The 19,780-nt window shown below is 42.0% G+C and carries 13 protein-coding genes; all 13 read left to right on the plus strand.

All coding sequences use genetic code 11. From position 1 onward, the window contains the following. Positions 1–70 precede the first annotated feature (70 nt). Positions 71–1,186, plus strand: coding sequence for an SGNH/GDSL hydrolase family protein (locus tag EOD41_RS02930; protein WP_127703276.1), 1,116 nt, complete (start codon positions 71–73; stop codon positions 1,184–1,186). A gap of 293 nt (positions 1,187–1,479) precedes the next feature. Next, positions 1,480–2,535, plus strand: coding sequence for a Gfo/Idh/MocA family protein (locus EOD41_RS02935; RefSeq protein WP_127703277.1), 1,056 nt, complete (start codon positions 1,480–1,482; stop codon positions 2,533–2,535). After that, positions 2,525–3,778, plus strand: coding sequence for a ribulose-bisphosphate carboxylase large subunit family protein (locus EOD41_RS02940; protein ID WP_127703278.1), 1,254 nt, complete (start codon positions 2,525–2,527; stop codon positions 3,776–3,778). Before EOD41_RS02935 ends, EOD41_RS02940 begins: the two co-directional genes overlap by 11 nt. Then, the gene (locus EOD41_RS02945; protein WP_127703279.1) at positions 3,771–5,153 is read left to right on the plus strand and encodes a four-carbon acid sugar kinase family protein; all 1,383 of its coding nucleotides are present in this window, start codon (positions 3,771–3,773) and stop codon (positions 5,151–5,153) included. Before EOD41_RS02940 ends, EOD41_RS02945 begins: the two co-directional genes overlap by 8 nt. Next, positions 5,150–6,676, plus strand: a complete 1,527-nt coding sequence (locus EOD41_RS02950; protein ID WP_127703280.1) for a sugar ABC transporter ATP-binding protein — start codon at positions 5,150–5,152, stop codon at positions 6,674–6,676. Before EOD41_RS02945 ends, EOD41_RS02950 begins: the two co-directional genes overlap by 4 nt. A gap of 10 nt (positions 6,677–6,686) precedes the next feature. Continuing rightward, positions 6,687–7,664 (plus strand): ABC transporter permease, encoded by a 978-nt coding sequence (locus tag EOD41_RS02955; RefSeq protein ID WP_127703281.1) that lies wholly within the window; start codon positions 6,687–6,689, stop codon positions 7,662–7,664. A gap of 6 nt (positions 7,665–7,670) precedes the next feature. Beyond that, the gene (locus EOD41_RS02960) at positions 7,671–8,687 is read left to right on the plus strand and encodes a substrate-binding domain-containing protein (protein WP_127703282.1); all 1,017 of its coding nucleotides are present in this window, start codon (positions 7,671–7,673) and stop codon (positions 8,685–8,687) included. 4 nt (positions 8,688–8,691) lie between these two features. Further along, positions 8,692–9,516, plus strand: coding sequence for a phosphogluconate dehydrogenase C-terminal domain-containing protein (locus tag EOD41_RS02965; protein WP_127703283.1), 825 nt, complete (start codon positions 8,692–8,694; stop codon positions 9,514–9,516). Between the two features lie 5 nt (positions 9,517–9,521). Next, positions 9,522–11,450 (plus strand): VOC family protein, encoded by a 1,929-nt coding sequence (locus EOD41_RS02970; protein WP_127703284.1) that lies wholly within the window; start codon positions 9,522–9,524, stop codon positions 11,448–11,450. A 260-nt stretch (positions 11,451–11,710) separates the two neighbouring features. Beyond that, positions 11,711–14,311 (plus strand): galactose oxidase, encoded by a 2,601-nt coding sequence (locus EOD41_RS02975; RefSeq protein ID WP_127703285.1) that lies wholly within the window; start codon positions 11,711–11,713, stop codon positions 14,309–14,311. A gap of 119 nt (positions 14,312–14,430) precedes the next feature. Further along, positions 14,431–15,840 carry a DUF1593 domain-containing protein gene (locus EOD41_RS02980; protein ID WP_127703286.1) on the plus strand — a complete coding sequence of 470 codons (1,410 nt, stop codon included), beginning with the start codon at positions 14,431–14,433 and terminating at the stop codon, positions 15,838–15,840. Between the two features lie 34 nt (positions 15,841–15,874). Beyond that, positions 15,875–17,203, plus strand: coding sequence for a hypothetical protein (locus EOD41_RS02985; protein ID WP_127703287.1), 1,329 nt, complete (start codon positions 15,875–15,877; stop codon positions 17,201–17,203). Between the two features lie 4 nt (positions 17,204–17,207). Beyond that, positions 17,208–19,604, plus strand: a complete 2,397-nt coding sequence (locus EOD41_RS02990; protein WP_127703288.1) for an alpha-L-rhamnosidase-related protein — start codon at positions 17,208–17,210, stop codon at positions 19,602–19,604. Positions 19,605–19,780 lie beyond the last annotated feature (176 nt).

The raw sequence follows: 19,780 nt of genomic DNA on the forward strand, positions 1-19,780 counted from the left end.
TAAGCCGTGCAGGCTGCATCGAAAAATAAATATGAATTTCAATAGCAAAATATTACTTATAGTACTTTTAATGTTTGTGATAAATTTGTCGGGTTTTGCCGCTGATAACGACAGTACTATTGTATCAACAAAAAAGGGGACTATTCTTTATAAAATTGATTTTAAAAAGGGTTTTTCTGTAACCGATTTTGCCAACCCCGGTAACTGGGTGTTTACCAAAAAGGGCGTTACATCTACAAAAACAGGACTATCAAACTACTTAATGCTTTACCGGCAGTACAGTGTTAACAAGCGTAAGGGAGCGGTAAGGGTTACCATGGGGAACAAAACCCGTTTCAATTTTTTTACTGTTGAAACCGACCATTTCCACCGCTTTGGTACACTTGTACAACTCGACGCTGCCGAGGGCGCATTAAAAATTTATGCCCACTACAATGCCGATAGCACTCTTTATCCATCTGTATTAATTAACCGCCCTTACAAGTTTATAGCCGGGCATGATTACACGGTATCAATGATGCGTGATAATAATGATAACATGTTTACCATTACCGACCATAGCACTAATTTAAGCGATACAGTGGTAGATAAAGGTGGTATTACAAGCGGCATTGTACGTGATGGTTTTGCTGTAGCGACTGAAAGCGGAGAACCACCTGTAGTAAAGTCCCTGGTTATAAACACCGCTTACGATAAAAATATGAAGGTATTATACATGGGCGATAGCATAACCGAAGGGCTTTGTAATCATCCTGGATTATACAGTAAGTATGGTGCCATTTCCGGCCGTTCAGCAGGAGTGGTATCCGGTGTGCAAAGCAGGGTATGGTCTGAACTGGCTATACTAAAACCTAAATATGTGGTTATTACTATTGGTACTAATGGTGAAAATTCTATAGCAAACTTAACCTACCTTTGCCAAAGTATTATGCGGTTGGGTATCACCCCAATATTGAATAACATACCGTGGAAACAACCCGCTTCTGTTGTTGAAGATAATAAGATAATTGCGGCAGTAAGGCAAAACCTCGGGCTCAAGGGAGCCCTTTATGATGTAGCCACTTCCATTGATGGGAAAAATGAGCAACAGGATTTCAGTATTTTTTATGACGGTGTACATCCCGACGCAGTTGGTGTAAAACGTATGCTTACCCAACTAAAAAAAGATGTGCCCGAACTGTTCTGAAGAATCTTGCTCTTAAATATAAAACGCTCTATCATCATGGAGCGTTTTTTGTTTTTGTAGTTTGATGTTTGCGAAATGTGCTATTACATCAAATTATTGAAAATTAATCTTGTCAAGCTTACCGATTAAGCCGGAGTTAACCTTTTTTTAACCCTTTGCGCTTCTATTTGCAACAGCTAATTAATGCCGAATTAATAGCTGCTGATTATAAACCCCATGTTTGAAACCGGTCTTAACAAGACTGTCAACATCGTAGTAATCCGGGATGTTACAAGCATGTTCAATTAAAATAAATGCTGAGCGAAAAGTCTAAGTTAAGGTTTGCTGTAATTGGTTGTGGCTTTTGGTCGCAATTTCAAATAGCAGCCTGGCACGAACTCGAAGGTGTTGAACTTGTAGCCGTTTACAACCGTAGTGTTGAAAAGGCGTGCGATACAGCATTGAAATTTGGTGTGCCACATTACTACGATAAAATTGAAGAACTCTTCAGGAATGAGCAACTGGACTTTGTTGACATTATAACGGATGTTGATACCCATGCTCAGTTTATTAACATGGCACTTGAACATAATGTAGCGGTAATTTGCCAGAAACCGTTAACCGCTGATTTCAAAACTGCCGAAACGCTGGTTGCAAAAGCAATAAAAAGGAATATCCCGTTTTTTGTACATGAAAACTTCAGGTGGCAACTGCCCATCCGTAAGCTAAAAATTGCTATTGATAGCGGCGTTATAGGCAATGTTTTTAAGGCAAGGGTTTCATTTTGTTCGGCTTTCCCGGTGTTTGATAACCAACCTTTTTTGGCAACGCTTGATCAATTTATACTTACCGACATTGGCTCACATATTTTTGATATAGTAAGATACCTGTTTGGCGACGCTGAGAATATTTACTGTAAAACAAAAACAGTCAACAAAAAAATAAAAGGCGAAGATGTAGCCAACGCTTTTTTGGAAATGCAAAACGGCATACACTGTTACGCTGAGATGTCTTACGCTTCAATATTAGAGAAAGAGGTATTTCCGCAAACGCTTGTACTGGTGGAAGGAGAGCAGGGCTCTATCGAACTTGCGCCCGGCTTCGAACTGAAAATTACTACGCGCCATGGTTCAACCAGTTCAGTTATTCAACCTGAAATGTATAATTGGGTTGACCCTGATTATGCTGTGGTACATTCATGCATAGTTGATATAAATAGAAATTTCCGCGATGCATTGCTAAACGGCTACGATGCCGAAACTTCGGCCGCCGACAATCTAAAAACATTACAGTTAGTATTTGCTGCTTACCAATCGGCAGCAGAAGGCAAGGCTATCTCTGTAAATACAAACTTTGTTTATGAACACTGATAATATTATACGCGCTAAATACCTTATAGAAACAAGCCAACCGCTTGAAAAAGCCGCCCAGATGATGGCCGGCGAACAATCGTGCGGAACGTTTGTGCGCGTGCCCGGCGAAACTGATGAATTGCGCGAGCAATTTTCGGCAAAGGTAGAGTTGATTGAAGAGTTAGGAACAGTGCCGCAACCTACCTTACCGGGTGCCAAGCATGCCGCCGCTAATGTACCTGTACAACGAGCTATAGTACAATTAGCGTGGCCCTTTCACAATGTGGGGGCCAACTTACCTAACCTGATGGCAACAGTGGCCGGTAACTTATATGAATTAAACCCGTTTTCTGGCTTAAAACTGCTTGATGTGGAGATACCCCCCGCGTTTGCCGATAAATACCCCGGCCCGCAGTTTGGTATTGAAGGCACGCGTAAACTTACCGGGGTGTACAACCGCCCGGTAATAGGCACCATTATAAAACCGAGTGTAGGGCTTACGCCCGAAGCAACAGCGGCACAAACCGAAACGCTTATTGAAGTTGGTCTTGACTTTTTAAAAGACGACGAACTGATGGGCAATCCGCCGCATTCACCTTTTGAAAAGCGGGTGAAATTGGTAATGGATGTTATCAATCGCTATGCCGATAAAACAGGTAAAAAGCCCATGTATGCTTTTAATATAAGCGGCGATGTTGACGATATGCTAAACATGCACGATGTGGTGTTGAATAATGGCGGTACCTGTGTTATGGTGAGTATAAACCATGTTGGGCTTTCCGGTTTCAGCAAGTTGCGTCAGCATGCACAACTGCCTATTCATGGGCATCGTAATTTTTGGGGGGCGCTTAGCCGCAGCGAAGTATTGGGTGTTGATTTTCAGGCTTATCAAAAAATCTGGCGCCTGGCCGGGGTCGACCACCTGCACACTAACGGCATACGCAACAAGTTTTGTGAAGCTGATGAGTCGGTTATTAAATCAATAAAATCATGTTTAACACCCATGCTTGACGGTTACCCTGTAATGCCGGTTATATCGTCGGGTCAGTGGGCCGGGCAGGCGGTTGATACCTATAACGCTATCAACTCCACCGATGTAATGTATGTATGCGGGGGCGGCATTGTGGCGCATCCGGCGGGTATTGCTGCCGGTGTACGTAGTGTGGTACAAGCATGGGAAGCAGCTATTAAAGGCGAAAGCCTGGCGGCATACGCCGAAAAGCACATCGAATTAAAACAAGCAATTGAGGTATATGGCTGATAAGATGTTGCTTTCTTTTTACGGTGACGATTTTACCGGTTCAACAGATGTAATGGAAGCGCTTACATTGAGTGGTATACCTGCTGCGCTTTTTTTAACACCGCCAACGCACGATGAATTAAAAATATTCCGTTTAAAAAATACCAAGACGGACATTGCGGCATTCGGTGTGGCCGGCGTAAGCAGGAGCATGAGTGTAAGCGAAATGGAAAGTGAATTGCCGGCCATATTTGAAAAGTTGGCCACCATACCCACAAAATATTTTCATTATAAAGTATGCTCTACTTTTGATTCGTCGCCCAGGCAGGGAAGCATTGGCAGGGCCATTGATATTGCACTGGAATATTTTCCCTCAAAATGGGTGCCCTTGCTGGTAGCTGCTCCGGCACTTAACCGCTTTTGTGTGTTCGGCAATTTGTTCGCAAGGGTGGATGGCCAAACCTACCGTTTAGACAGGCATCCAACCATGTCGGTACATCCGGCCACACCAATGGATGAAAGCGATTTGCGGCTGCACTTAGGCAAACAAACCAACCGACCGATAAAATTAGTTGATGTTCAGACGCTTGAATCATCTAAAGTAGCTGAAATATTTACCAGGCAGTTAATTAGCGAGAATAATGTTCCTGTTGTTTTGTTTGACGCTTTGCACAACGAACACTTATCGGTATGCGGTCAGGCTATTGATGCACTTAACTCAGGTGAAAGGCAGCTCATCGTAGGTTCATCCGGAGTTGAGTATGCATTGGGTGACTTACTTAAATCTGATGCTGTGAGTGGTTACTCAATTCCTGATAACATTGACACAACGGAGCAGGTTATCGTAATTGCAGGCAGTTGCTCGCCCGGAACAAAAAGGCAGATAGAATATGCTATTGAAGAAGGCTTTGAAGCCATTAAGGTAAATACCGCAGAACTTGCTGACGCATTATCGACAGAGAAAGAAGTAGAACGCGTTGCCACCAAAGCATTATATGCACTGCAAAATAATCGTGATATAATTCTCTACACAGCCCTTGGCCCGCATGACGATGATATTAGCAAAACTAAAGAGATACTTGACAATAAAGGAATATCGGCAAATGCCATCGGTAAACAATTAGGTTCAGTATTAAAAAAACTTTTAAACGAATACCACAGCAGCAGGGTGGTAGTGGCAGGTGGAGATACTTCAGGCTATGTGTCAAGAGCGTTAGGTATTTACGCGTTTGAGCTATTGGCGCCAATTGCCCCCGGAGCTCCATTATGCACAGCACATTCTACTATAAACGCATTTGATGGATTGCAAGTAGCACTTAAAGGCGGCCAAAATGGGGATGATCAATATTTTATAAAAGTTAAAAACGCCGGTACAAGCCAAAAACAGGTAATATGATTGAGCAACAAACGGATATAAGCATTGAAGTGCGCAATATTACCAAAACTTTCCCCGGCGTAAAGGCCCTGTCTGACGTAAATCTCAGCGTAGCAAAAGGTACAGTGCATGCGCTTTGCGGAGAAAATGGCGCAGGCAAAAGCACCCTCATGAAAATACTCACCGGGAATTATCAGCCTGATGGCGGACGGATTTTTATCAACGGAAAAGAAACGGTAATTAAAAGCCAAAAACATGCACGCGACCTGGGGATTGGTATTGTTTACCAGGAGCGAAGCCTGGTTAAAAACTTAAGTGTTGCCGAAAATATATTTACAGGTAACGAGCCACGTAATCAACTGGGTTTTATAAAGTATCGTGAGCTATTTGCAAAAGCAACGGTATTGTTGAAAAAGCTCAATATCAATATAAATCCTCAAGTAAAGGTTGCCACGCTTTCGCCGGGATTACAGCAAATGGTTGAAATTGCCAAAGCTTTGTCGCAGCAGCCACGCGTATTGATACTTGATGAACCTACGGCATCAATAACAGAAACAGAAACGAAAATCCTGTTTGAAATTATTCTGCAGCTTAAGAAACAGGGAACTGCAATTATATACATATCGCACCGCATGACCGAGATTTTTAAGATTTGCGATGTTGTATCGATATTAAAAGATGGTTGTTACCAGGGCACCTACCAATGCGAAGAGATAACCATTGATGATGTCATAAAAAAAATGGTTGGCCGTGAAATGAAGCAAATAGACGTTACTTCATTTATACAAAATGAAACTGCCATAGAAGTACGGAATGCTTCGGGAAATGGCTTCTCAAATATTAGTTTTTCGGCACGTAAAGGCGAAATAATTGGTATAACCGGATTGGTAGGGGCGGGCCGGACAGAATTAGTACGTGCAATTTTTGGCGCTGATGAACTAGCATCAGGAGAAGTCTATTTAAACGGTGCCGCTGTCTCAATAAATCATCCATCGCAAGCGATTAAAAATGGTATAGCTTATTTGCCCGAAGAACGCAAGGAGCAAGGCCTTTTTATGGACATGGGAATAGCCGATAATATAATATCGGGCAACCTGAGTGCTGTAGCAAAGCATAACCTGCTTAACAAAAAACTTATAAAAACAGCTGCTAACTCATACGTGCGGCAATTAGCAATAAAAACACCTTCAGTATCCACAAAAGTGGCTAACCTGAGTGGCGGTAACCAGCAAAAGGTAGTACTTGCCCGTTGGCTGGCACTTAACCCAACTGTGTTTATTGTTGACGAACCTACCCACGGTGTTGATATAGGTGCTAAGTATGAGATATATCAGTTGTTGCAAAACCTGGCTAAAACAGGCTCCACTATTATACTTATTTCATCAGAATTGCCAGAAGTTCTTGCGTTGAGCGACCGGATATTGTTAATGTATAAAGGTACCATAACCGGCTGCATACCGCGGTTGCTAGCCTCTGAAGAATTAATAATGGAATACGCCTCCGGATTAAAAAAGGATAGCGCTCAAATGCAACAGGTAGCCTAAATTATTGACCATGAAAAAACTATTACAAGAGCGGGAAGCATTTTTGGCAATAGCTATTGTGCTGATATGCATTGCAGCAAGCATTGCGTGGCCCGGTGTGTTCCCTACATTTGATAACCTGTCGCAAGTATTACTCAATTTATCAATTGATGCCATTGTTGCCGTCGGCATGATGCTATTGCTTATTTCCGGTTCATTCGACCTTTCGGTAGGCTCGGTAGTGGCTTTTAGTGGTGGTATCACCGCCTACCTGCTATATTATTGTGGCATGTACCCTCTGCCTGCAGTATTAATCGGCATGTCTGCAGCAGCATTGGTAGGTTTTATTAACGGTTACCTGGTAGCAAAAGCCGGTATAAATCCCATGATACAAACACTTGCTATGATGGGTATTATACGCGGAGCCGCACTAATGATAAGCGGCTCAGGTATTCAAAATCTGCCTGCCGATTTTAATGTACTGGGACAAAGTAACTTCCTTGGTTTACAGTCGCCGGTTTGGGTGATGCTGCTTGTTGTATTCAGCTTTGATTTCCTGGTATCAAAAAACATATTTTTTAGGAGATATTACTACATAGGCAACAATGAAAAGGCGGCCATGTTATCAGGCATCAAAGTGCAAAAACTTAAAATAACGGGTTTTATACTGGCTTCGCTGCTGGCTGGTCTTGCCGGCATCTTGCTGGCATCGCGCTTGGGCGCTTCGTTGGGCACTTCCGGCAAGGGCATGGAGTTGCGCGTTATTACTGCTGCCATTTTAGGCGGAGCAAGCCTTTCAGGCGGCGAAGGTCGAATAATGGGGGCGCTGCTTGGTACCATCTTTATGGCAGTAATCAGCAATATCATGATTATAGCACGGGTGTCGGGCTACTGGCAGGAGATGGTGCTGGGTTTAATACTCATACTGGCCGTGTGGATTGATATTGTGCTGAAAGATCCGCGCGGTTTATCACTTAAAGCCCGATTTACAAAACTTAAAACTTCCTAATAATTGATGAATTTAAAACGATACATCCAACCTGCATTATTGTATTCCGTCGCACTATTACCGCTCGTCTTTTCCGGTTGCGATGAAAGCCGCGTAGTTGATAAAAGCCAAAAAAAGGAAAGCGTGATGGTAAATTCTGATGAGGAATACGTGATGGTTACCACCGCCATTAATTTTCCTATGTACGTAAACCATGACCAGGCTGCGTTTAAACGCTGGGGGAACGAGCATGGTGTTAAAACATCCATACTCGGCCCTTCCGACTGGGATGTTGCGGCGCAAATTTCCACCATTGAGCAAGTGATAGGCTCAAAGCCGGCTGGTTTGCTTATAAACGGTACCGACCCTGGTATAGCACAAGTTATAAATAAAGCCGTTGATGCCGGGATACCAACCGTTGTATATGATGCTGATATCCCCAACGCCCGTTACCATGCCTTTTTAGGTACCGATTGGTATGAGATAGGTCGCTTACAAGGTGAGGCCATGGCTAAATTGCTTAACGGCAAAGGCAAAGTAGCTTATCTGGGAATTTTAGGAATGACCAACATGGACGATGGTTACCGTGGCTTGCAGGATGTTTTCAAAAAATATCCGCAAATAACCATAGTAGGGCGCTATGACGATAAGGCCAATGTGGAAGAGGCGGCACACATTACATCCGACTTACTACGTGCGCACCCCGACCTTGCCGGTATATGCGGGTTCGATGGTATGAGCGGCCCCGGCATAGGTTTAGCTATCCGCGAAGCAAATAAAGCAGGTAAAGTAAAAGTAACCGCCGTTGATTGGGAGCCTGAACATCTGCAAATGGTTAAAGCCGGCATTATTGATCATCTGGTAGGGCAAAAGCGCGAATTGTTTACCTGGTATGGTGCCCAGTTTTTGTTTGATATGAAACATAAAATAAACACACTTACAGCGGATGATGAAAAGGCCGGTATTGTGGCTGTACCGCATAAGGTAAACACAGGCCTTATCGAAATTAATAAAGATAATATTGACCAATTCCTGAAAAACTGAGAAAATGGAAAAAGTAGTTTTAGTAGGCGCCGGCGGCAAAATGGGCTGTCGTATAGCTGATAACCTGATAGATTCGGTATATGAGGTTTCATACCTCGAAGTTAGCGAGGCCGGTATAGCGCGCTTGGCCACTAAAGGCCTGAAGCCGTCGGCCGAAGATGAAGTGGTGCCCCTCGGTGATATTGTAATACTGGCTGTGCCTGATATTGCTATACACAAAGTAGCGGCATTAATTGTACCCAAAATGAAGGCAGGCGCTATGGCTGTATGCCTTGACCCGGCGGCCCCGCTTGCCGGCGCATTGCCTGAAAGGGCAGATGTTAGCTATTTTGCAGCACACCCGGCGCATCCATCCATATTTAACTACGAGGATACGGCAGAGGCGCACTTTGATTATTTCGGCGGTATAAAAGCCAAGCAAGCCATTGTTTGTGCGCTTATTCAGGGACCTGATAGTGATTACAAAAAGGGCGAAGCATTAGCTGAAAAAATATATGCACCGGTATTCAGGTCACATCGTATTACTATTGAACAAATGGGCTTACTGGAGCCTGCACTTTCAGAAACTTTTACAGCCTGTTGCCTGGCCATTATGAAAGAAGGATTAGACGAAGTAGTGAAAAAAGGCGTACCAAAGGACGCCGCGCGCGATTTCTTTTTAGGGCACATGAATATCCTTGCAGCTGTTTTATTTGAAGAAATCAATGGTGTCTTTTCTGATGCCTGCAACAAAGCCATTGAGATAGGAAAGCCGCTCATATTTAAAGACGATTGGAAAAAGGTATTTGACGATGATTGTGTTAAAGAACAAATAAAAGCCATAACCTGATAATAGTGGACGCTTTAACTGATAACATATTATTAAACGGCACAAATACCATAGCCGCAAAGCCACTTTTGTTAAAGGCAGGTAAACTCACCATGCAATATCAAAACGGGAATTTGCGCTATATAAAAGCCGCTGATGTTGAAGTTATACGCATGATATATGCTGCAGTTAGAGACGAAAATTGGGGTACTGTTGAGCCCGTAGTGCTGGCAGAAAATATCATACAAAAAGATACCTCATTTTCAATCAATCTAAAAGTTGAATATAAAGCCCTGCCTATACATTATGTTGCCGATTATGCCATTACAGGGCTTGAATGCGGAAAGATAATTTTTGATATGAAAGGCACATGTGTTACACCTTTCAGAAAGAACCGCATTGGCTTTTGTATACTGCATCCGTTAGCAACTTGTGAAGGAAAAACCTGTGAAATTACCCATGCAGATGGCAATACAGTTAAGTATCACTTTCCCAAATTGGTTAGTCCGGCACAGCCATTCTTAAATGTAGCAGGAATGGAATGGACACCGGCAAATAATATCACAGCCATACTAAAATTCAGCGGCGATATATTTGAAACGGAAGACCAACGTAACTGGACTGACGCTTCATACAAAACATATTGCACACCCCTGGCTTTGCCATACCCCGTATGGGTATCGCCCGGTGATGTATTTAAGCAACAGATTGAACTTACAGTTACAGGCGATTTTACAGACATTGACATTGATAAAACCAAGCATTTCATTCAAATCAATAAAAATAAGAAGTACTTGTTGCCGGAGATAGGCGTCGCCGCCGGACCAGCCTTAGATCAGCTAACCAATGAAGAATTATCGCTGCTAAAAAACCTGCGTTTCAAGCATTATCGCATTGATGTTAAAGTTGGAAGCACCGGCTGGCGCGAGAAATTGATAAGCCAGGCACAGGAGGCTGTTTTGCTGCAATTGCCACTGTTTATAGCTTTGCATGTCAATCTTCAGTTTGCTATTGAAGATATTGATGCGTTGTATAATGATGTGAAATCAGCAGGCGCTGAAGTAAATCAGGTTTTATTGTTTCAAACAGGTAGAAAAACAACAGACAATGAATTGTTACACCGGATTTTACCTGTTATAAGAGAAAGATTCCCGCTTGTAAACATAGGTGCCGGTACCGACGCTTATTTTGCGGAACTGAACCGGCAGCCTGTTTATGCTAAAAACATCGACTTTGTTAACTTTAGTATCAACCCACAGGTACATGCTTTTGACAACCCGTCGCTTATTGAAACGCTTGACGCGCAAACCGCCGTTTTGGCAAAAGCGAAGACGTTGTTTCCGGGTAAGCATATCAGCGTATCGCCGGTAACTTTAAAGCCTCGATTTAATCCTAACGCGGCGGCAGATAGCTCAGTTATTTGTGATACGGATGATACGATTGATGCAAGGCAAGGTTCGCTTTTTGTCGCCGGTTGGACGCTGGGCAGCATTGCCGCCTTAGCCAAAGGAGGGGCACAAAATATTACATTTTATGAAACCTATGGCGCTAAAGGATTTTTCGCCAGCCTGAACCAGGCGGAACAAGAGGTGGCACCCTTTATGCCGGGCTATCAGTTTCCTATGTTGCTGATGTTTAAACTGCTTAGCCAGTTTTCTGGCAAAGTACATTGCAAAGAAGTTGTAAATGATAATCCTTTAGATTTATCGGCATTGGTGTTATGTGCCGATAATAATAAAGAGCTGATTGTGCTGGCAAATCATACAGATGAAGTGTTATCGATAGGTATCAAAAGCGATAAAAGTTATTCAGTAAAGCAGCTTACCGCTGAGTTGCTTAAACAGGATAACTGGTTTTATGAATGGAATAACCAGTCAATTAGCACAACCGCCGCTACAAAAAATATAGTAAGCGTAGATTTAGAACCCATGGCTGTAGCAATATTGGCTAATTAGTTTATTAATAGGACAATAAAAATTATGTTTAAACAGGTAAAATATCATAACGCCGTATATATTTGCTGTATCTGCAACTTTAGTATAAACTGCACATAATTCGCGTGCAATGTGGTACATAAGTTCATACGGAGTGTAATAACATTCCTGCCAATAAACCTTAAAATTAGAATAAGTAAATAGAATATATGCCGTGCATATGTCTGTTTGTTTCTGATAGGATGAGATTTGCCAATTAGGAGTTAACTTATAAATACTGGATGATTACAGGTGTTTACAGGCTTTTATTACTTTGTGCTTTAATACTGTTTGGGTATGTGCCGTTGTTTGCCCAATCATCAGGATTAGAGTTTGCCAGTCATGAAGTAAATGCCGATAAACGTACCGGTGTTAGTTTAAGCGGCGAGAAAGCTTTGTGTTTTGAAGACGATATGGAAATGAAGTTTGAATTTTCCTTCGTGCCAAATCAAAATGATTATTTCGGTTATATATTCAGAATAACTGATGAAAACCGGAATAACATCGACTTTATTTACGATAAAGATTCTGCCAATCATTTCAAGCTGATATGTGGTAACAATTATTCAAAGGTTTCCTTCAATTTACCTGTCGCCAATCTTTACAACTCCTGGACGCGTATCCGTATCAAAGTTTCACCAAATAAGCGTTTAGTTCATTTTTGGGTAGGCAAGAAGTTATACACGCAGTCAATTAACGTAAGCCCCGGTAATTGTTTTAAAATATTTTTTGGCGCTAATGACTACGGCAGCGTGCGCACTAAAGATGTGCCGCCAATGAAAATAAAAAATGTGGAGATTGCTGAGAATGGGGATGCAAAATTTTCATGGAAGTTTGACGAAGATGCAGGCAATATTGCTCGCGAAGCGTTAAACGAACAAAACGCAACAGTAAATAATCCTGTGTGGATACGCAGGCTACACGCGGGCTGGCAGTTTGTGCAAAGCATAAAAACAAAAGGGGCTGCGAGTGTGGCTTTTGATAACCAGAAAGAAGAGTTGTTTATAATTGGCCAGGATTCGCTTACTAAATATTCTTTCGGGTCGCACCAGGTAAGTCGCGAAAAATATGAATCAGGCCAGCATGTATTGCTTCGTGGCAGTCAGTCGTTATTTAACAAAGCTGATGGTAAAATCTATAATTACTATACTGATCAAAAAAAGGTTATTACTTACAATCTGCAAACGCATAGCTGGGATAGTAAATTTAATGCTGATTCAATTACTGATAACTGGCATACTAACAAATTTTATTCTGCTGCCGATTCATCATTTTACATATTAGGTGGCTATGGTCATTTCAGGTACAAAAATCTTATTCGTAAGTATCATATCCCTACAAAAAGCTGGACAGAAGTAGTACCCAAAGGGCATCGCTTTATACCGCGTTACCTGGCAGCTTTAGGGCAGGCCGGCCACGGAGCCTATATTTTAGGCGGGTTTGGAAGTGTTACAGGCCAGCAATTACTTAGTCCGCAAAATCAATATGACCTGCTTTATTTTGACGCTAAAGCCAGTACATTAAAAAAAATATATCAGTTACCTTTTCCTGAAGAAGACTTTGTATTTGCCAACTCGATGATTGTTGATGAGGCTAACGGGTTTTATTACGCGCTTGCCTTTCCGCAACATAAATTTAATTCAAGTTTACAGCTTATTAAAGGTTCCTTAAGCAAGCCCGAATATAAGCCCCTGGGTAATCGTATCCCTCTAAACTTTCATGACATCCGCTCGTTTATCGACCTGTATTACAGTCCCGTAAGTAAGCGTTTTGTGGCTGTTACCATGTTTCGTAACGAGAACGATATTACTGAAACCCGGGTTTACAGCATAAATAGTCCGGTTATTGCCCGTGTACAAAAAGCAGCGCCATTTGAATTAAGTAAGTTGGCTAAAGTGATAGTTGGTTTTGCGGCGCTTGTTTTAATTGTTGGCACTGTGATTTTTATGGTCAGAAAACGACTGAAAAAGAATGGCGTTACAATAACCAGGCAGCCAAACCATGATATTCCACATATCACTGTAAAGCATACAGTTCCCTCAGCCTTGTCTGAAGAAGAGCGTTTGCCAATTATACCAACTCTTGAAGAGCCTGAAATTCCAAACGCGCCCGAAGAACACTACAAAAGCACCATTTTTACTTTTGGCGATTTGCGTTTATTTAGTGCAGAGGGCGACGAACTTACAAAGTACTTTACCCCACTAATAAAAGAACTGTTTTTGTTGATACTGCTCTACACCTTGAGGTGGGAGCGGGGCATTAGCTCTGAAAAGCTGAAAGAGTTACTATGGTCAAGTAAAAGTGTTCAACGTGCACGTAACAACCGTTCAGTAAATTTGGGCAAACTCAAAAGCATTTTAGATAATTTGCCCGGTTGCGAAATTGTGAAACAACCCGGCTATTGGAGCGTGGTTATTGATTATGACCGTATAAAAGTTGATTATTATGATTACCTGCGCATTGTAAAAGATAAAAGCAAGGTTGATAAGAAAAAAATAATCGCTTTAAGTAATATTACCCGTCGCGGCGCATTTTTAACTAATGCCGATTATGAGTGGCTTGATCAGTTTAAGGCCGAGATAAGTAACGACATTATTGACACCTATCTGCACTTTGCGAACTCTATTGAAATTGCCGATGACCCTGAATTCCTGATACAGGTAGCCAACTACATTTTTTATTTTGACGCTGTGAACGAGGAAGCGATGACCATTAAATGCAAGGCGTTCTCACATTTAGGCAAACACTCGCTTGCCAAAACCACGTACGAAAACTTCTGCAAGGAATACAAAGTAATTTATGGTGAAGAATTTAAACGCCCGTTTCATGCTATTTTAGAATAATTTCACAAAACTTCTGCTTAAAAGTGTAGATTAATCTGTTTTTAACCAATTTATAACTACTCCATCCGTAATTTATCTTCTCATTAACCTGCCTGAATATCCAGTGCACTAAACCAATTATGAAGATAATTTACTGTACTTTCCTTATTTGCCTAAGCCTTAGCATTTGCAAAGCAAACGTAGTGGATAGCTTACCGAACACTAAAAAACGGGTATTTATATTAACAGATATTTCTAACGAACCGGATGATGAAGAGTCGATGGTGCGGTTTCTTGTGTATGCCAATCAGTTTGATGTTGAAGGATTGGTAGCCACTACGTCTATGTACCTTAAAAACCAGGTACGTGAAGATTTAATACGCCGTCAAATTGCAGCTTATGCAAAAGTGCAGCCTAATTTAAGCAAGCATGCCGACGGCTTCCCGACGGGCGCTCAGTTAGAAGCTGTTACAGCATCAGGACAACCCGGTTATGGTATGGCGGCAGTAGGTAACGACAAAGCCAGTAAAGGAGCCGTGCTGTTAACAAAAGCAATTCTAAAAAATGATTCGCGCCCTTTGTGGATTTGTGGCTGGGGCGGGGTAAATACCCTGGCACAAGCATTAATTGATGCGAAAAAAAGCGTTTCACCTAATGTATTTAAAAAAGCAATTTCAAAATTGCGCGTTTATGCCATTGCCGATCAGGACGATGCCGGGCTATGGATTAGAAAGCAATTTCCCGACTTATTTTATATTGCTTCTCCGGCTACCGATTACCGTGAATATTTCCGTGCAACCTGGACAGGTATCAGCGGCGACCGCCACTACGCTAACGCACCGTTGTTCAAGTTTAATCTTGTAGATAATGCCTGGTTGCGTGCCAACGTGATTGATGGGCATGGGCCTTTAGGTGCCTTATATCCGCCTTACGCCTTCATAATGGAAGGCGACACCCCGTCATTTTTAGGGCTGATAAATAATGGGCTTGGCTGGGCAGAAAGCCCTGCAAATGGGGGATGGGGTGGACGTTACGTACTATTTAAACCCACAGGCGAATCGCGCGAATTCTGGACAAACAATCAATTTAGCCGTGACAGTGTGGCTGATGGTATGGGCGGAACATCAGTAAGTGACCCCGCTACAATATGGCGCTGGCGCGAACATTACCAGCATGATTTTGCAGCGCGGATGGATTGGTGCGTGAGCGATTTTAAGGGTGCAAACCATAATCCTACAGTTGTTTTAAATAACAATCGTACCACACAAATAATAAACATAGAAGCCAGGCCAGGTGAAACTATAACACTTGATGGTGCCGGAACTACCGATATTGATGGGAACGACACTAAAATCAGCTGGTTTGTTTATAAAGAAGCAGGTACTTACAATGGCACTGTAAAGCTTGACACTGGTAACAGCACCAAATGTTTATTAAAGGTACCGCCAGGCCAGGCGGGGCAAACCGTGCATATTATAATGCAGGTTAAAGACAATGGTACGCCATCGCTATACGCTTATCGCCGCGCTATAATCAAAATTTTGCCTTAGTCGTCATACTTAATCTATACAATTTATATCCATAATGTATAAAATTTCTACTTGCGCTGTCGCGCTGTTGCTATTGTGCACAACCGCTTGGTCACAAAAAAGTATTCAGACTACATTTAGCGAGGTTACACCGCTTAAAAGTAATATAGTTGCTGATGCCGTGGGCGTCAACACGCACCTTGATTATGTTAACACGGTTTATTACAAACGATATGAAGATATTATAAAACCACGGTTGGCCGAATTAGGTGTAAAGCACATCAGAGATCATTTTGGCGACACGCTGATTAACAACCGTTACGCCGAACTTGCCCGTTTGCATAACATCAGGCTACTGGTTATTGCTAAAGACAACGGCGAGGATTTACATCATTTAAAAAATGAAGTAAAACGGCTTAACCGCTCGCAACAAGTTGTGGAAATGATAGAGGCCGCAAATGAGCGTGATAATGGCTGGAAGCAAAACTGGAACAGGCTATGTTATTATTTAAAAGAGTTTTACGCCGTTTTTAAAGGTGATGGTGAAACAAAAGATATTCCTTTAGTTGGACCTTCTTTCGCGAATACGCGCGACGCGGCAGTAGAACTTGGTAAAGCCTGCAACGATGCGCAAAACAATATGGATGTAGGAAATATACATGCATACAGTGGGCTATTCCCTGAAAGCCCGATAGCCGGCGGCTGGGGAATAAGCCTTACCCAAGCTATTAAAAATTACCGTACAATAGCCGGTAATAAGCCCATTATAGAATCGGAATGCGGTTATAAAATGAGCGAAGGACTTGATGGACATCCGGCGGTTTCACAACGCACTGCCGCAAAGTATGCACCCCGTTTGGTGCTTGAGAGAATGCGGCATGGTATTAACAAGCTTTACTTTTATCAGCTTATTAATGATGTTGAAGACTTTGGTTTGTTAAATAATGATGGCTCTCCACGCGAGCAATTTGTCGCCTTAAAAAATCTCATCCATTTAACAACCGATAACAACAGCAATTTTACTCCGAACAAAGTAAGTTACGCGTTGACGGGCGATACAGCTAACATCCGGCAAATGGTATTGCAAAAAAGCGATGGTAAGTATCTGCTGATGTTATGGCAGGGGGTGAGCGGATCAAACAAAGGGTATCACCACAACGACCAGGTTGATGTAGCTGTAGCAGATAAAAAAGTAACGCTGCAACTTAAAAACAAGCCGGCTGCTGTAAGGGTTTTCAGGCCATCTTTCAGTAAAATGCCCGATGGTAATGGTATTAGGCCCGTTGCTATGTATAACGGGCAATCGTTGGTAAAGCTTAACGTGCCTGACCATATTGTTATAGTTGAAATAACACCAGCAACAGGTAAAGCTACATCTAAATAACACTATGATATCAATCAAATCATCAAGATTTGCTTTACTTACAGTGCTTGTGTTGTTATTGCTGAGCAGTACTTACGCTAATGCGCAAACTATCCGTCAAAAGCTTTTACAAAACCAATGGAAAGCATCATGGATAACTGTCCCGGGTGCAAGTGGTAAGGGATATGGTGTTTATTATTTCCGCAAACAAATCAATATTCACTCAAAGCCGTCTGCTTTTATTGTTCATGTATCAGCTGATAACAGATATAAGTTATATGTAAACGGAAAACTGGTTTCAATAGGGCCAACATCAAGTGATTTGGCGCACTGGAATTTTATGACTGTTGATATTGCTCCTTTTTTGATTAGCGGTAGAAATACATTCGCCGCCCAGGTATGGAATGAAGGCGATTGGCGACCCGAAGCGCAGATATCTTTAAGAACCGGGTTTATTTTACAAGGACAAAATGAAGCGGAAATGCTTAATACCGGTACAGGTTGGAAATGTATTGCCGATAGCAGTTATTCGCCTTTAACGGTTAAAACACCGGCTTATTATGCGGCAGGTCCGGGGCAAATAGTTAATATGAATCGTTCGGTTAAAAAGTGGCAAACCAGTGATGTTGATGATAGCCGGTGGCAGAATGCAAAAATCATTTCACCGGGTATTCCAATAAATACAATCGGCGAAGATGTGGCAACCGACGCCTGGTTGTTGCAACCATCAATATTGCCGCCTATGGAATTAACTTACCAACGGCTTACCGCAGTACGGCAATCAAATAAGGGATTGAATATTCCTGATGGTTTTCCTTCACAAAAAAAATCAGTAACCATACCTGCAAACAGCAAAGTCAATATTTTGCTTGATCAGGGTTTTCTGACCAATGCATATCCAACCATTGGTTTTAGCAGGGGAAAAGGTGCCACTTTAGCTTTAACTTATGCCGAAGCGCTTTATACGAAATACCCGGCAAAAGGCAACAGAAACGATGTTGAAGGTAAAACAATGATTGGACGAATGGATAGTCTGATATCAGACGGCACCACAGGCCAGCAGTTTACACCATTATCGTGGAGAACTTTTAGGTATCTGCAAATATCTGTTACTACAAGTGATGAAGCTTTAGTAATTGATGATATTTATGGAACTTTTGTTGGGTATCCGTTCAAGCAAAATGCATCGGTGCAAACAAGTAATACCGATATCAACAAAATCCTCGAAATAGGGTGGCGTACCGCCCGGCTTAGTGCCGTTGAAACCTATATGGACTGTCCGTACTACGAGCAACTGCAGTATATTGGCGATACCCGCATACAAGCTATGGTTTCTTTATACAACAGCGGCGACGACCGCCTGATACGTAATGCTTTAAACAATATGGATAATTCACGCCGGCCCGAAGGTATTACGCTAAGCAGGTATCCCTCAAAAACACCACAGTACATTCCAACCTTTTCGTTATGGTATTTAGGTATGCTGTATGATTATTGGATGTATGGTAGTGACCCAGCATTTGTAAAAAATAAACTGCCCGGTACACGGCAAATACTTAATTATTTCAATCAATACCAACAAAGTGATGGTTCTATCAGCAATATGCCGTTTTGGATGTTTACGGATTGGGCCAAAGGTGAGGGTTGGCACCTGGGCCGCGGACCAAAAAGTTCCGATGGTACATCTGCTTTAATTGACCTGCAATTGCTATGGGCCTATCAGTTAGCCGCCGAATTGGAAAGCCGGATTGGCATGAAAGAATATGTTGTTGAATACAACAAACGTATTGTGCAGCTAAAGGCGACTATTCGTCGAAAATATTGGAATGCTAACCGCCAGTTATTTGCCGACAGACTTGAAAAAGATTTGTATTCACAACATACAAACGCGCTTGCCATACTCACCGGAGTTATTTCAAATGAAGAACGAGCAGTTGTTGCAAAAAACATATTAACTGATAAGTCGCTTGCTGCAGCATCAATTTATTTTAAATACTATGTGCATCAGGCATTAACAAAAGCCGGTTTAGGAAATGATTATTTAAACTGGCTTGATAAATGGCGGCAAAATATACAAATGGGCCTGACTACCTGGGGTGAAACGTCAGAAATTGATACAACTCGTTCTGATTGTCATGCCTGGGGCGCAAGCCCCAATATCGAATTTTTCAGGACGCTGCTTGGCATTGATACTGATGCACCGGGTTTTTCCAAAGTGAAAATCACGCCTCATTTAGGTGGTATAAAAAATATAAGCGGTACCATACCGCATCCCAATGGTAAAATTTCGGTTGAGTACATCAATCGTGCTAATAATTATTACATTAAAATCGTATTACCACAAAATATTACAGGCACTTTGCTGTGGAAAGGCCGGTTATATAATTTGCATGGCGCTTCTAATCAATTTGTTTTGAATTAATATCCAACTTATTTAAACAGAACTTAGCAGGGTAGCTGATCTACTGACAGAAAGCGCGATCTATTTATAAGGCTTTATATTTACACCGTTTTAGTCGAAGGCGAAATAACCACTTCAGGCCTATCGAAAAGATGGAGTTTCTATCACAGCCGAAGGATAAGTCATTGGAACTAAAG

This window comes from Mucilaginibacter limnophilus (genome assembly GCF_004005815.1).
GTDB classification, from domain to species: Bacteria; Bacteroidota; Bacteroidia; order Sphingobacteriales; family Sphingobacteriaceae; genus Mucilaginibacter; species Mucilaginibacter limnophilus.